This is a genomic window from Pseudoalteromonas sp. G4 (assembly GCF_028875915.1).
Taxonomy (GTDB): Bacteria; Pseudomonadota; Gammaproteobacteria; order Enterobacterales; family Alteromonadaceae; genus Pseudoalteromonas.
This window is the reverse complement of record NZ_JAPEHW010000017.1, coordinates 1-14,488: the sequence shown is the minus strand read 5'-3', so window position 1 is coordinate 14,488 and position 14,488 is coordinate 1. Positions and strand designations below refer to the sequence as shown.

Annotated in this window: 15 protein-coding genes; 4 read left to right on the top strand and 11 right to left on the bottom strand. The window is 36.7% G+C overall.

Annotated elements, in window-relative coordinates; translation table 11 throughout:
• Positions 1-2: 2 nt before the first annotated feature.
• Complete coding sequence (locus tag ON073_RS07650; protein ID WP_274761290.1) at positions 3-2,249, top strand: NAD(P)-binding protein; 2,247 nt, start codon at positions 3-5, stop codon at positions 2,247-2,249.
• 18 nt (positions 2,250-2,267) lie between these two features.
• Here ON073_RS07650 and ON073_RS07645 read toward each other — a convergent pair whose 3' ends face one another.
• The 4 genes from ON073_RS07645 to ON073_RS07630 all read right to left on the bottom strand — a co-directional run bounded on the left by ON073_RS07645 (position 2,268) and on the right by ON073_RS07630 (position 5,306).
• Complete coding sequence (locus ON073_RS07645) at positions 2,268-2,870, bottom strand: response regulator transcription factor (protein WP_274761289.1); 603 nt, start codon at positions 2,868-2,870, stop codon at positions 2,268-2,270.
• A complete protein-coding gene (locus tag ON073_RS07640; protein WP_274761288.1) occupies positions 2,867-3,946 on the bottom strand; it encodes a sensor histidine kinase in 1,080 nt (359 codons plus the stop codon). Before ON073_RS07640 ends, ON073_RS07645 begins: the two co-directional genes overlap by 4 nt.
• Entirely contained in the window at positions 3,939-4,523 is a 585-nt protein-coding gene (locus tag ON073_RS07635) for a DUF7010 family protein (RefSeq protein WP_274761287.1), read from the bottom strand. The genes ON073_RS07640 and ON073_RS07635 overlap by 8 nt, the downstream gene beginning before the upstream one ends.
• Positions 4,524-4,601: 78 nt before the next feature.
• Positions 4,602-5,306, bottom strand: coding sequence for a tetratricopeptide repeat protein (locus ON073_RS07630; protein WP_274761286.1), 705 nt, complete (start codon positions 5,304-5,306; stop codon positions 4,602-4,604).
• Positions 5,307-5,562: 256 nt separating this feature from the next.
• Between ON073_RS07630 and ON073_RS07625 the strand changes: the two genes are divergently transcribed.
• The 3 genes from ON073_RS07625 to ON073_RS07615 all read left to right on the top strand — a co-directional run bounded on the left by ON073_RS07625 (position 5,563) and on the right by ON073_RS07615 (position 8,274).
• Positions 5,563-6,447 carry a GGDEF domain-containing protein gene (locus ON073_RS07625; RefSeq protein WP_274761285.1) on the top strand — a complete coding sequence of 295 codons (885 nt, stop codon included), beginning with the start codon at positions 5,563-5,565 and terminating at the stop codon, positions 6,445-6,447.
• A gap of 69 nt (positions 6,448-6,516) precedes the next feature.
• Entirely contained in the window at positions 6,517-6,891 is a 375-nt protein-coding gene (locus ON073_RS07620) for a hypothetical protein (protein ID WP_274761284.1), read from the top strand.
• 3 nt (positions 6,892-6,894) lie between these two features.
• Positions 6,895-8,274 carry a class II fumarate hydratase gene (locus ON073_RS07615; protein ID WP_274761283.1) on the top strand — a complete coding sequence of 460 codons (1,380 nt, stop codon included), beginning with the start codon at positions 6,895-6,897 and terminating at the stop codon, positions 8,272-8,274.
• A 191-nt stretch (positions 8,275-8,465) separates the two neighbouring features.
• Here the strand turns inward: ON073_RS07615 and ON073_RS07610 are convergent, their stop codons facing one another.
• From ON073_RS07610 to ON073_RS07580, 7 genes are all read right to left on the bottom strand, one after another.
• Positions 8,466-9,263, bottom strand: a complete 798-nt coding sequence (locus tag ON073_RS07610; RefSeq protein ID WP_274761282.1) for a hypothetical protein — start codon at positions 9,261-9,263, stop codon at positions 8,466-8,468.
• A 3-nt stretch (positions 9,264-9,266) separates the two neighbouring features.
• The gene (locus ON073_RS07605; RefSeq protein WP_274761281.1) at positions 9,267-10,436 is read right to left on the bottom strand and encodes a hypothetical protein; all 1,170 of its coding nucleotides are present in this window, start codon (positions 10,434-10,436) and stop codon (positions 9,267-9,269) included.
• Positions 10,437-10,814: 378 nt separating this feature from the next.
• Complete coding sequence (locus ON073_RS07600) at positions 10,815-11,417, bottom strand: hypothetical protein (protein ID WP_274761280.1); 603 nt, start codon at positions 11,415-11,417, stop codon at positions 10,815-10,817.
• Between the two features lie 133 nt (positions 11,418-11,550).
• Positions 11,551-12,096, bottom strand: coding sequence for a 2OG-Fe(II) oxygenase (locus ON073_RS07595; protein WP_274761279.1), 546 nt, complete (start codon positions 12,094-12,096; stop codon positions 11,551-11,553).
• Between the two features lie 114 nt (positions 12,097-12,210).
• Positions 12,211-12,603, bottom strand: a complete 393-nt coding sequence (locus tag ON073_RS07590) for a hypothetical protein (RefSeq protein ID WP_274761278.1) — start codon at positions 12,601-12,603, stop codon at positions 12,211-12,213.
• A gap of 406 nt (positions 12,604-13,009) precedes the next feature.
• Complete coding sequence (locus ON073_RS07585) at positions 13,010-13,456, bottom strand: hypothetical protein (RefSeq protein WP_274761277.1); 447 nt, start codon at positions 13,454-13,456, stop codon at positions 13,010-13,012.
• 189 nt (positions 13,457-13,645) lie between these two features.
• Complete coding sequence (locus tag ON073_RS07580; protein ID WP_274761276.1) at positions 13,646-13,984, bottom strand: TonB family protein; 339 nt, start codon at positions 13,982-13,984, stop codon at positions 13,646-13,648.
• Positions 13,985-14,488: the final 504 nt, after the last annotated feature.

Here is a 14,488-nt window from a genome sequence, read left to right as displayed (position 1 = left end):
ACATGGCAAAAGAAAAAATTGTGATCCTCGGTGGTGGTGTATCGGCCATGACTGCTGCGGTGTATTTAACCGACGATGAAAATTGGCAAGATAAATATGATATTACTGTTTACCAACAAGGGTGGCGCATTGGTGGTAAAGGTGCAAGCGGCCGCAACCCTTACCTTGGTCAGCGCATAGAAGAGCATGGCTTACATGTATGGTTTGGCGCTTATGTAAACTCATTTAAAACCATTCAAGCAGTTTATGAAAAATTAGGCCGTCCAGACAGTATGCCGCTTGCAACTTGGCAAGAAGCCTTTAAGCCTCACAGTTACGTGGTATTACAAGAACTTATTGATAATGAATGGCAAACTTGGCCTGTAGATTTTCCTGAAATTCCTGGCAATCCTGCCGATGGGACATTAGATCTTCATTTTTGGGAAATCGCCCGTCTATTGTATTTTTGGCTAAAAAAATTCATTAGTGATTTAGAACATAAAGCCGATTCACTTAATAAAAAGCGTGATATTCATGCACCGGAAAGTGATGAAGAGCAAAGTGTATTTGCACATTTTATTGATGAAGTTAAAGAGAAAGTCGACGATATCAAAGAAGAGTGGCAAGAATTTAAAGAAGATGCTGAGCATTCACTTGAACATTTCTCTAAACATATTCAGGTAACACTCAGTGAATTAAGTTACTTTTTTGATAAACGTGTCAGTGATAAAAACTTATCAAACCACAAACATCCAACCGCAATACAATGGCTTGTAAGGCGCTTCAAACGCTGGATAAACGAAGAGTTTGAAGATTTACTTGAAGATAATAGTGATATTCGCCGTTTATATATTTGTGCTGACTTAGCGCTTGCCATGATGGAAGGCCTAATTGAAGACAAGGTGTTTGAACGTGGTTTTGGTGCTATCAATAACTTAGATTTTAGGGCATGGTTATTAAAGCACGGAGCAAATGCAAAGTTTTCAGTTAATTCTGCGCCGGTTCGTGGATTTTACGACCTTGTGTTCGCATATGAAAATGGTGATTTTAATAAACCTAATATTGAAGCTGGCGTTGCAGCATTAGCCATGCTCAGGTTATCACTGTGTTATCACGGCGGTGTGATGTGGAAGATGCAAGCAGGTATGGGGGATACCATATTTAGCCCTATATATGAGCTGCTAATAAAACGAGGTGTTAAATTTAACTATTTTCATCAAGTGTCAGAGCTAACACCAAATAAGGATGAAGATAGCCATTATGTTGAAAGTATTAGGTTAACCCAACAAGTTAATCTAAAAACGGGTGATTACAAACCGTTAGTAGATGTAAAGGGCTTACCTTGTTGGCCATCGTTTCCACTTTATGACCAAATCGACGATGAACAAGCAGCACTTTTAAAACTACATAATATTAATTTAGAGAGCTTTTATAGCGATTGGCCAAATGTTTATCAAAACCATTTTGGTGAAGCGTTACCAGAGATAACATTAGAACAAGGTGTTGATTTTGATAAAGTCATTTATGGTATTTCAGTTGCTAGCCTGCCACACCTATGTAATAAATTACTAAGAAAAGACACGGCTCTTAAATTAACCGCCGAAAAAGTACAAGCAGTTGCTACCCAAGCATTTCAGTTATGGCTTGATAAAACACTTGATGAAACTGGCTGGGCATTTACACCAGCAAGTGGCGAACAACCCATTTTAAGTGGATTTAGTGAACCATTTGATACATGGGCATCAATGGATCAATTGATAAATAAAGAAGATTGGCAACAAGGTATAGAGCCAAAAAATGTAGCTTATTTTTGCAGTGCATTTACCCAAGAGATTTATCCTGATGAAAGCCACACACACTTTCAGCAAGAGTGTAATAATAGAGTAAAAAACAATAGTATCTTTAAATTAAAACACCAGATGCATCCGCTTTGGCCAAATATAGCCACACAAGGGGAGTTTGATTGGCAAGCACTTATGGATACAACAAATGTAGAAGGTGAGGCGCGTTTTAATAGTCAGTATTGGCGTGCAAATGTTGACCCGAGTGAGCGCTATGTGATGTCGGTGGTGAATTCAAGTCAATATCGTCTGCCAACGGACGGTACTGTATTTGATAATTTTTATATTACAGGTGATTGGATAAAAACGGGTGTAAATGCTGGTTGCGTGGAAGCCGCTACCATGTCAGGTATGGCAACTTCGCGTGCGATATGTGGTTACCCAGAAAAAATTAGTGGTGAATCTGGATTTGATCCAGACGAAGAATAAAATGTTAAAAAGGCTGGTTTATAACCAGCCTTTTTGCTGTGCAATACGCGCTGCATCGACTCTATTTACTGCATTTAGTTTACTTATTGCTTCTGAAAGGTAATTACGCACTGTGCCTTCTGATAAAAACAATTTGGCTGCAATATCATGTGTTTTAAGACCGTCACCAGCAAGTTTTAACGCTTTTCGCTCTTTGTCATTAAGAGGATCTGTGTCGGAAAGTGCGAGTAGGGCAAGTTCAGGGTCAATCACCTTTTTGCCTTGTTGCACCGATTTAATTGCATTAATAAGTTGCTCTGATGGGGCTTCTTTTAAGATAAATGCATACACACCTGCGTTCATAGCCCGTTTGATGTAACCTGCTTTGGAAAATGTAGTCATTATCATTATTTTCAAATTTGGCTGACTGTTTTGTAATGACTCAGCAAGCTCAATACCTGTCATGTTGGGCATTTCGACATCTGAAAGCACAATATCAACGTGTTGATTTTGCAATATCGCAAGCGCTGCTTTGCCATCTTCGGCTTGTGCCACAACATTAATAAAAGGGTCTAAACCAATCAGTGCACTAATCGCTTCTCTTACCATTTGCTGATCTTCAACAACAAGTACATTTATCATATTAATTCCGTTTTAAAAGTCATGGCTAATTTAAAGCCATTTTCGTGATCCACAACTAATTCACCACCAAGAGCCTCAATTCGTTGTTTTATACCATTAAGGCCATTGCCTTTAACAAAGGTGTTTACTTTGCCATTATCGCTAATTGATATTTCTTTTTCAGTAATATTTATAGTCACTTTATTACCTTTACTGTGGCGCATAATATTGGTTGTGGCTTCAGTTAAGATCATTGAAATGGTGTTTTGAATGCTAGATGACGCGCTATTTAAATGGTTATTGACGCTTACTTGAAAACCATTTTGTAATAAATCATTTTTCAACACGTTTAATTGGTCATCTAAGTGAAACTGCTTCATATTGGTAACAGCTTGACGAATATCACTTAATAGCTCACGGCTTAAATTAGCAACTTGTTGAATCTCGTTTTGCGCATTTTGAATTTGGTCATTTATAATCAATTTTTCAGCAAGTTCTGCTTTTAACGCAATGGATGACAAACTGTGACCAGCAAGATCATGTATATCCCTAGCTATACGTTCTCTTTCTGCGATCATTGCGAGTTGTTCGATTTGCTGTTGGCTTTTTGCTTCTGATAATTGATGCTGACGTTCTCGGCGTTCTGCGCGCCCCATAAAATAAAGTCCAATACTGGTAATTAAGGCGGGGGCTATGTAATAAAGATTAATTAAGTTAAATAAATAGGCCGACAGTGCAATACCAAGTAATACCCCGGTTAGTCCTTGTAACCCTTTATTTCTCTTAAAATTAAAACCACAAAAATAACATGCAAAACCAAATAAAGCTTGGCTTCCGGGTGTAATTGATGCGCCAAACGTGGCTAACACAACAATGCTAAATACTGGTAACAGCGCTTTTTCACCACGAGCATTAACCGCCTTTATGTAGCAAAAAACAAATGCTATATATATCAGGCTCATGGCAAATAATTTGAATAGTGTGAAATGTTGAAAACTAAATATTAAAGGTAAAAAATAAAAGCTAGAAAAGGCGAGTGGGCCCCACACCCAATAAGACTTTCCTTCTACCGCGAGGCTTTGTTTAAAATTATCCATTTTCACCTACGTTTTGTGCCATAGTCTTAGGTAGTTGATGTTGCTTTTGCCAACGAGTATATAATTGATAAATACTAATTAAATAAATGACTACAATAGCAAAAGGCAGTATTACAAATCTATCACCAGGAAATAAATACCACAAAATAACGAGCGAAAAAGTTCGTGTAATTGTGTGAATATAACCAACAGGGTGTTGCAAGGTCCAAGAAAGTGGGAGCCACATTAAGCCCGAAATAATGCCAACACTCAATGGGATAGTTGACTGATCTAACTGTGCCATTGGAATCACCAGCCCATAACCCATCATAGCCATAACTACGGTACTCAAAAATAAATTATCGAACGGGTTTCGTTCAGCCTTTTTAATTAATAAATTTTCATGTGTTAATTTTGATATGCCAATCCCGATATAAAATATCATTCCCGTAGCGATAAATGTAATGAGTCCCAGATACTGTGTTTCAACAACCATGCCGAGAAAGCCTAATAAAAACCACACTAAACAGCCTGAAATAGGCATAGCAAGCATCTTCTTTTGCTTAAACTCGAGTCGGTATTGTTCTAAAGTCTTCATTTCAAATCCTTTGGTTCTATTGGGCAGCAAGCTGCCCCAAAATGAATTAATCACACAATTAACTTATTTATTTAATTATTAACCCTGGTTACTATTAATAAGCATTTGAGCCCATGCATAATTGGGTTCAAGTTCGAGAGATTTATGCCAATCTTTCAAAGCGTTTTGCGTATCATTTAATGCTAAATGGGTAAGCCCTCGCCAAACATATGCTTCTGCTTGTCCCCATTGATAACCAGAATTATTGTCCATTTGAAAGTATTTAATTGAGGTATTAAGTGCATTGAGTGCTTGTTGTTTGCTGCCTCCAAATAGAGCTGGTGTATTGTATGCTGAAATGCCTTTAATAAGGTGCGCACGAGGATTGCTTTGATTAATTTCGAAAGCTGTTTTAAGTGCGTTACTTGATTTTATGCCGTAGTGAAATCCCGAAATTGGCTTAATCGCAATACGATAGCCGTATATTTGCGCTAATAATGCATTGACTTCACTTTTATCTAGGCTTTGAGCTTCGCTTGATAAAATAGATTCAGCATTATCCAATAACAACAGTGCTTCGTTAATGTTACCAGTGATGTTTTTAGCAATCGCTAAACGGTAACTAGCAAGTGCTTTGTCAAACCCTTGAGACGATTCAGTAAGTTCAGTTAATTTTTCAACATTATTGTGTTGTGAAGCAATCTCAATATTATCTACAACACTTTGGTCAGCTAGCACATAGTTTGCAGTTAACGCTGTAGCCGAGATGATTAATACGCTGAGTTTTTTAGTAATTGTGTACATAGTTTATCCTTTTATTTGAATGACTGACCGAACTATTCGGTACAGTTATAGTGTTATGTAAAAAGGAATTGTTTATAAGAGATCTTTGTCAGGAAATTCATATGACAAATGTCATGTTTATGAATTATTAGTAAACGCGGATAAAACTATTTATTTTTTTAACGTAAAAATTTTAAAATGTAAGCAAATGGAATTTAAAAAATGACTATACTTAATTTGCTTCGCAGTTTAAGTACATAGACAATTGAGCATAGAAATGTCGAATCAAAGTAAAGACAAAACGATAGAACAGCTTAAACTCGCATTGGATGCAGTACCCTCTTACGTCTATATCAAAGATGTGAACTTTCATTATATTTACGCGAATAAAGTAACACTTGAATTATTTGGTTTAACTGAAGATGAAATCGAAGGTAAAACTGACCACAATTTTTTTGATGAGAGCACTGTAAAAAAATTAAGGCAGATTGATAATTCGGTGTTGGCTGGTAACAGCAGTAAAGAAGAAATCGTTACACTAGATAAATTTAACAACACTAAGTACTACATTGAGGTCAAAACCCCGATTTATGAAAATAACAAAATCGTTGGGTTATTAGGTATTTCGACTGATATTACGCACCAAAAAGAGTTGGAAAAAAAGGTGACTTACCTTTCTATGACCGATGCACTTACGTCATTACCTAATCGGCGGCACCTAACCGAACATTTTAATCGCCTTAAAACACATGAAAATAATACTAAGTACTCAGCGTTGTTGTTTATAGATTTAGATGATTTTAAACCGATTAATGATAACCATGGTCACGACGTTGGAGACAAAACACTCAAAATTATTGCGCGCAGATTGCAGTCAGATTTACGCCAAGTAGATTATGTAGCGCGTTTAGGTGGTGATGAATTTGTTGCTCTGTTAGAGCATTTAAGTGAAGACGATTTAGCCGCAGAACAATATGCTCAAGATGTAATATCACGAATTCAAGCCCATTTAACAAAGGTTATTAAAGTGGATTCAAAGTGCTTTCAAATCTCGGCAAGCATAGGGTATGCACTTTTTAATGGGCAAGAGATACAGCTTGATGATGTATTGCATTTAGCTGACCAAAAAATGTATAAAACCAAAAAAAACAAATCTAACTAATAACCATTTGAATCTAAGAGTTAATTATACTAATCTCCAGTTATTGATAATAATTATCATTTGCTAATAATGAATGTTTGTGATCTTCATACTCAGTATTCTTTTAATTTAACTAGGTTGTCGCGTTGTTCAAGTGCTAAAGCGTTTGACGTTTTATCTAATGTTGTTGAACACGGGCTGCTACTTGCAAAGGTTTATCAAAAAGAGAATAACCCTTTGCTGCAAGAGCTATTTTTAAGACGACTATTTTTCGATTTACTTAATATTATGAGTGATCCTTTATTACATCTTTTAATAAGACGTATGAGTTTAGATTTTGTATATAAACCTTTGTTTGCACTCAAACGTTTTTATAAAAAGAACGAAGGTGATCTGGGGCACTATTATAAATTAGAGAATGAGTTACGAGTGATCAGCTTTGAATTTTTAAGCTATCAGAGATAAAAAATGACAGATATTAGAATTGAAAAAGACAGCATGGGCGAGTTACAAGTACCAGCAAAAGCCCTTTATCAAGCGCAAACACAGCGTGCTGTAAATAACTTTGATATTAGCGGCTTAACAATGCCAGCTTGGTTTATTCAAGCACTTGCTTATATTAAAGCAAGTGCTGCCAAAACAAATCAAGAGATCGGACATTTGCAGCCGCATATTTGTGAAGCGATTGTTGATGCGTGTGAAACAGTGCTCGCTGGTGGCATTGATGACCAATTCCCAATAGACGTGTTTCAAACAGGTTCTGGCACCAGTTCAAATATGAATATGAATGAAGTTGTTGCCACATTAGCTTCAAACGCACTTAAAGAGACCGTAAACCCAAATGATCATGTCAATATGGGGCAAAGTTCCAATGATGTGATACCAACAGCTATTCAGGTGAGCAGTTGTATTGGTGTTTATTATCATTTGTTACCTGCTGCAAACCATCTGATCAATGTTATAAATCAAAAAAGTGAAGAAGTAGGGCATATTTGCAAAACAGGGCGTACCCACTTAATGGATGCAATGCCAATTACATTTGCCCAAACATTAGACAGTTGGAAAAGCCAAATTGAATTTGCAATTAGCGGTATTAATAATGCCTTAGAGCGTGTTAAACCACTTGCGCAAGGGGGAACCGCAGTAGGCACAGGCATTAATGCAGATCCAAAATTTGCTACTAAATTTGCTGTTAACTTAAGCACTGCTGTTGGTATTAGTTTTAGTCCAAGTACTAATTTTTTCTATAACATTGGCTCGCAAGATGCGATTGTTGCACTCTCAGGGCAACTTAAAACATTGGCTGTTGCAATAATAAAGATTTCAAATGATTTACGTTGGATGAATTCAGGGCCATTATCTGGTTTATCAGAAATAGAATTAGAAGCACTGCAACCTGGCTCATCAATTATGCCGGGCAAAGTAAACCCAGTTATTCCTGAAGCAGCGGCAATGGTGGGTGCACAAGTGATAGGCAATGACACTACGATTACCGTTGCAGGGCAATCTGGTAATTTTGAGCTAAATGTAATGTTGCCTGTTATTGCACACAACATCTTGCAAAGCATTGATCTATTAACTAACACCTGTTATCACTTAGCGGATAAAGCAATTGCTACCTTTAAAGTGAATGAAGATAGGATCAATTTATCGCTCGATAAAAATCCCATTCTAGTCACCGCTTTAAACCCAGTAATTGGCTATTTAAAAGCCGCTGAAATTGCAAAGAAAGCGTATAAAGAAAATCGACCTGTGATTGACGTTGCTTTAGAAGAAACTGATTTAACACGTGAAGAATTATTAGTGTTACTAAATCCGTTTAAATTAACGAAGGGCGGAATCGGCTAAAAAAAGGGTCAGTATTACTGACCCTTTATTAATTTACTTCACTTTAATCACTACTGGGTGTGATTTAAAAGTGAGTAAAGTAGGGTATTCAATAGCCGTTAAGTGCCAACAACTGTCATTCGTGCTAACTCTAAACCTATTGCATTGCCAAAGGCATCGGCTAGTCTAGATAACTAGCCGATTTGAGTTAGTTAACTATCAAGCAAGTCTAAGTCACAGTCGATCTTGTAGCTTTTACTCACTGACTCAGTTCTATCTCTGTAACCATACTTCTCAATCAGTACACTAACAGCTTTATCACCTTTAATACCTAGATTTAAAATATGGCCGCCTTGAAGTTCTGAGCCCCCATCGAGGTTCAGTTTAATCAACCCCTCTTCAGCAACAGTCTCTTCATATCCAAACGGTTCATAGCTTTTCATACATGAATAGAAGCGACCTAGCTTTCCGTTTGTGACTGGTAGCGTCAAATTATCATTGCTGATATAGATTTCTTTAAAGTAAGAGCTATCATTTAGCGCTTCTATCTCACTAAGTTCGGACCGTTCGGACCAAGTATTAAGCAGATCAATATTACAATTTAATGAGTAGTATCCAACTCTTTCTCGGTTACTAGACGAGTCACCTTGCAGAATAAAAAGTGTGAAAGCGTATACTTCTCTACCACTGAGAGCAGCCTTTAATAAATATTTATTGTCAATCAAAAGCTCAATATTACTCCCTTCTTCTCCATCTGAGTTTCGCCAAGTTACTGGCTTGTAACTTTTGAGGCACTGTTGAAAACTTCCTAGATCACCAATTGGCGTTATCGAAAAGTGCTCTCCTAATTTTTCTGGAGCAAGCTTATATGAACTATTAGGTTTTAAGTCTAATAGTGCATTGATTTTATGGCTATTGTCCTCTCCGAAAAAAAGAGATACTAAAGCACTCATGACTAAAACTACACTAAAACATGAAACGATGCTGATTTGTAACTTTCTTTTTCTCATAGCCTAATTACCTAATAAACCAAATGTTGTGCCCCATCCACTTCTCATATAGATGCTGGGATCATGTTTTACATTTACTGGGGATTTAGACCAAAGGCTTTTTGTTACTTGATATCCATTAAAAGTTGCACCACGAGGTTTTACTATTGTGGTATCCCAGTTGTTATAACCAGCTCCATATACATCAAAATAACCATTCAAGGCTGTATCATGATCAAAAGATGTGTACACCGTCGCCTCCATAGACAAAAGATCTACACTGGGAAGAGGCATTTTTACAGCTCCTCCTGACTCATGGCTATAATAGAAGTTACTATTAAACTCTAAAGTGTTAAAATTCAAAGAACCCCACACTCCTAGCGCCCCAGCACCTTGTATATACTTCAGATCAAAACTCGGCGTTACACCAACAGCCAGTGTCATACCGCCATTTTGCTTCGCTTCAGAGTATATTTGAGCTATCTGCTCTCTATTTTGATATGCCGCCCCCGCGATATCCGCAGCTTGGTAACCCGCATAAGCTCTTGTTAATTGCAGAGGACGATTCCAAAGTGCAACTCCCATCAAGCCATCATTTAACCCGCGTGATACAGGCAGGTGCCAAGGGCTATTATTTGTGCCAGAAAAGTATTCCTTAGTTTTTGCTAACCGTGCTTCATACTCTAAATTAGCCCCAACCAGCTGAGGCTCGGAAGAAGATGCCATAAATCTTTCTTTAGCAAACTCATAATGAAGCTTTTCATAATGACTAAGTGAGTTGACATCAAACCCATCTTCAATGCTAAGTAATGGGTTGGAAGCATAAAAGTCTATCATATTCCTAGTATTCTCAGGCAACCCCTGAGGGTTATCAGCTGTTGAAGGCAAGAACCCTCCTAACAAATTACTACTAGGATTATCCGAGAATGGTAAGGCCTTATTTACAATTGAATCGTCGAGGTTGAAGTTTAAGTCAGTAATATCGGCAAAAAATAAGCCCAACTCTTTTCTTATTAACTCTTTATTTACCCAACCGCTTGGTTCTTCATTTTGAAGCGCGTCTGGCTGACTTTTATATTCCTCAAATGCCTTTTCAAGTGACCAAGCATTCGGATCCAATAAAGGAGATGATTTACCTGTATCAGGGTCTATTCTCGGCTTTTTGGACTTAGGCTGACTCGCCAGCCCCTGCACAATACTATTCCCCAGCGCATTGCCAAAGGCATCATACTTATAGTTATTATTTCTCTGTAAATTATTAGTATTTAAAATCAGAATGTTATATATCCATATGTGTAATAACCCAGAGACATTCTACACCTGTCATAACGATATTAAGCGCAGCGTAAAGAACCTAAAGTAGCTTACAAGATATCAATTAATTTTAAAAACCTGAATGACCGTTGACCACTCATTACTGCCGGATACATAATTAAATTCAGAGGGTTACTTCCGCTTTGTGCCAACAACTGTCATTCGTAACGCTTTGCAAATAGAAAATTACAAAGGCGAGTTTATTATGGTTATTTGCAAAAAGCGTCATCTCATTCACTCTCTATATTTAACCACTTGCTAAGTATTATCATTACAACGTTCAAATGACACTCTACGACAAAGAACTAAACTTTTTTCCTGAAAAAAGTACAAGCAACCCGATGCATTTTTTTTGTATGCTATGTTTAGATGCAGTACAAGTTTAATATGAGTTACTTTTTGTTCATTGAAAAAATTATAAATAATTAAATCGTTAGTTTCTTGATAGCCTTCACCAAATGAATCATATTCTTGATAGATTAATTCATTTTCGTCATCAACCACCTCATTCCAATAGCGGACCAGTACAGCACTTTTATCTGCGTTAACCCCTAACTTTAGATTGATTCCGCTTTCTTCCTGACCAGTCCAATTACCGACCACCTCTCTAAGAGCAATACTCTTGAATGCGGATTCAAGTTTCATTAGGTTTCCACTAAATTCATTTGGAAGTAACTCGCAGTCAATAGCGATTCTAATCGAGCTCACTATCTTCCAATAGTAAAAGTGATCTTGATATAAGTTATTAATTTCATTTGAAATAAATAAATAAGCACTAGAGTGATCTTCTTGTATTTTTAATAAGATTTTTTCAAAAATACAAGATTCAGGATAAGTTTGTGTTCTTATTTGGTTTGACATACTCACTAACTTAAAGATTATATTTAACGCCGCTATCAGTGGACAGCGAGCTGTAGTTGTAATTTATGTTAATGGAGCGGCAGCGAAGTGCATAAATTGCAACGAAGGACTGCTGTTCCGGTGAATAGCCTTGTTAACTCTGGAAGACTATATCAGTACGAAGCACATACTTACTACCGGACTCTATCTTAGAGCCCTGATGCCAAAGGTGGTGTTCAAAGATGAGTGCTTGACCCGTAACAGCATGGATCTCCACATCATCTTGCCGGAACTTGGTGCTGCCACCTTCATAGCCTTCGTTCAAGTAGACTAAAAGGGTCATCATCGTAGTATTTCCGGAAACATCCTGCCTCCCATCTTTGTGCATATTGAACTTCTGGCCAGGTGTGTAGCGGTAGAAGCGAAACCGTGGGGATAGACCAATAGCCTTTCTACCCTCGATTTCTGGAAGAAGATGATGGGGTAGTTTATTCCACCATTCCTCAGCCAGATTTTCAGAAACCCAATCTACTCGTTCATTATTTCTAATGTGAGTTAAATGAGATCGTCCATTTCCAGTGTCTACATCAGCAGAACGGAACCCATCTTTTTCCGCCTGCACGATAAATTCTTCACATTCTTTACTAGAAAGAAATGAATCAAGTGTGAAGATATTTTCGCTGACTGGAAGTAGATTCATGATTAGGAGTTAACGCCTTAATAAACGGCGAAAAATAGTAGGCTAAAATAAGCGACGAAGGAGCGCAAGCCTACTGTTTTGCGTCCAATGTTTAATTAATTTGTTATGTAACAATTACCCATTAGCTTTAACACATGATTGAAATGCATTAGCCCAGTCATCTTCAGATTTCATTGAATACATATAAATAGCACGTTCAATATTTTTTAATTCCATAGCTTTGAAAAAGTTTAGAGTTTTTTCCTCTGCCTCTTCGTATGAGATTTCTTGATGTTCTTGGGTCATTTTGATTATCTGAACAAAGTCACCTTGTAGCAATACACTCATTCCTTTCACTGATTTTATTTCTTCAAGAGAGTCCTTAAGTTTCTTTAAATCATCAAGAGGCATAGCTACATATTGCTTCAGTATATTAAATTTAGTTGTACACCATTTTTCAGCTTCTTGGTTAGCTGAGCAATTAAAAGCTAATATTAATAAGGCTAAAAAAATAATTCGTTTAGGCACGGTTTTCCTTTGTTACATAACATGTTTATAGCGAGTTAATCGCGCGTTTTTCTACCACAGCGTCGCTCGTTTTTCTGAATGACTCATTTGTAGCAAACTTCTTAACTAATTGCCATTACTACTAAAATACAATAGTTCTCGCTTTTGTTTCAGGACAAAAACGAGCGATTGGCTCGTTTTCCTAACTATGGTAGCAATATACTTTGACGAAATAGAAATGCAATTTTGAATGACCGTTTTTCGCTCATTACTGTCAGATACATAATGAAATTCAGAGGGTTACTTCCGCTTTGTGCCAACAACTGTCATTCGTAACGCCTTAATAAACGGCGAAAAAATAGTAGGCTAAGATAAGCGACGAAGGAGCGCAAGCCTACTGTTTTGCGTCCATTGTTTAATTAATTTGTTAGGTCTTGATTTTAAACCCTTTTACTAGATCTTCTGTAAAGTTAACAGATTTCTTATAAGACTGGCACCAATAATCATGGATTGAAAAAGTAACAAGTTTATTCCCTATTCGAAAGTGCTGTGTATAGATTCGAAAGCTGTTCTTTTTGTCATATGCATCAAGAGTAAAAGATTGAATATTTGAATCCAAATCTACCGTTTCTTGCATATATTTAAAATTATTCCCAGGATCTGAATGTTTAGAATCTTTAACTATTTCGATACCCCTTTGTGCCCAGCCATCTGTAGGAGTATCAACATTATATGTGGATACATAAATTGAAAATACTTCATCCTCTGAATCAACTCTGACTCCACCTTTAATAACTTCGGGCTTCCATGATTCTGGTAAAGTTAAACCCCAAGTATCAGTAGACAATTCTATATATTTTGATTCTGGTTCCACGTCAGCTCCATTAACGTTAAAAACTTGAAGGAACAGTAAAATTGAAATTATTTTTATAATCAACTGCATGAGAAATACTCTAGAGACCTAACGCCCAAATAATGGGCTAAAAATTGTTTGCTAAAATGTTGAGGAACGAAAACAGCAAACTGTTTTTAGTCCTTACTTATTAGCTTGTTATTAGGTACTTTAACGCACCAGTTTAAATTTAAAAACAACATTAAAGCATCTTTCTTCTTTGCTACTCTCCGAGAATGACCACTGCTTCATAGCTTTTTTAGCTGAGCGGTCAAATACGCGCCGAGGTTTTGTATCTACTATTTTTTGTGAAGTTACAAAGCCTGCAGAGTTTACTATTGCTTCTATTTTTACATACCCACTATCTAAGCGAAGATGATCTTCAATCAATGGCCACTTGGCGGCAACAGCATGATTAACAGAAAACTTAGACTTGTCACAAGCTGATACTTCATAGTCTGGAGTGTTAATTGATGCAAGCAATACAGTTGCGATTAATGCTGAACTCATAGTGCCTTATAACGCTTATTATCGAGAATGCCGGATATGTAATTTTCAGACATCACCTAAAATTTGATAAAAAATAATAATAAGCAATTGATTAATATTAATAAATTAAATTTTAAAGGGCGCTGACATATTTAATTTTCGAAAAGAAAGCGAGACCTGTCTTAACGAGCCCTCAGTTGTGTCCTATTAAATACGAAATAGCTTTAAAAATCTAATTATTAATCAATAAGTTGAATTTTATGGGCTAGGTAAAGCGAGAATTAATAAATTTATTTAATAGGAAGTAAAATCACATTTTTGATTGGTTAGCTATTATACCTGTGCAAATACACATACTTTTCAGGTATTCAACGAAATCAAAAGTTAACATAGGTATGATCTTTTGAAATCATAATTGTGAACGGCTGTTCCTCGCTCAATTGCGACATTGAAGGATATTGCTGAGATTACCTCCCGCTTTTATCAAACCCGAAAATGAACTTTGAATTGATAATGCGAGACAGG

Coding starts and splice junctions, on each gene's coding strand:
- ON073_RS07650 (WP_274761290.1), top strand. CDS start 3: ATGGCAAAAGAAAAAATTGTGATCCTCGGTGGTGGTGTATCGGCCATG.
- ON073_RS07645 (WP_274761289.1), bottom strand. CDS start 2,870: ATGATAAATGTACTTGTTGTTGAAGATCAGCAAATGGTAAGAGAAGCG.
- ON073_RS07640 (WP_274761288.1), bottom strand. CDS start 3,946: ATGGATAATTTTAAACAAAGCCTCGCGGTAGAAGGAAAGTCTTATTGG.
- ON073_RS07635 (WP_274761287.1), bottom strand. CDS start 4,523: ATGAAGACTTTAGAACAATACCGACTCGAGTTTAAGCAAAAGAAGATG.
- ON073_RS07630 (WP_274761286.1), bottom strand. CDS start 5,306: ATGTACACAATTACTAAAAAACTCAGCGTATTAATCATCTCGGCTACA.
- ON073_RS07625 (WP_274761285.1), top strand. CDS start 5,563: ATGTCGAATCAAAGTAAAGACAAAACGATAGAACAGCTTAAACTCGCA.
- ON073_RS07620 (WP_274761284.1), top strand. CDS start 6,517: ATGAATGTTTGTGATCTTCATACTCAGTATTCTTTTAATTTAACTAGG.
- ON073_RS07615 (WP_274761283.1), top strand. CDS start 6,895: ATGACAGATATTAGAATTGAAAAAGACAGCATGGGCGAGTTACAAGTA.
- ON073_RS07610 (WP_274761282.1), bottom strand. CDS start 9,263: ATGAGAAAAAGAAAGTTACAAATCAGCATCGTTTCATGTTTTAGTGTA.
- ON073_RS07600 (WP_274761280.1), bottom strand. CDS start 11,417: ATGTCAAACCAAATAAGAACACAAACTTATCCTGAATCTTGTATTTTT.
- ON073_RS07595 (WP_274761279.1), bottom strand. CDS start 12,096: ATGAATCTACTTCCAGTCAGCGAAAATATCTTCACACTTGATTCATTT.
- ON073_RS07580 (WP_274761276.1), bottom strand. CDS start 13,984: ATGAGTTCAGCATTAATCGCAACTGTATTGCTTGCATCAATTAACACT.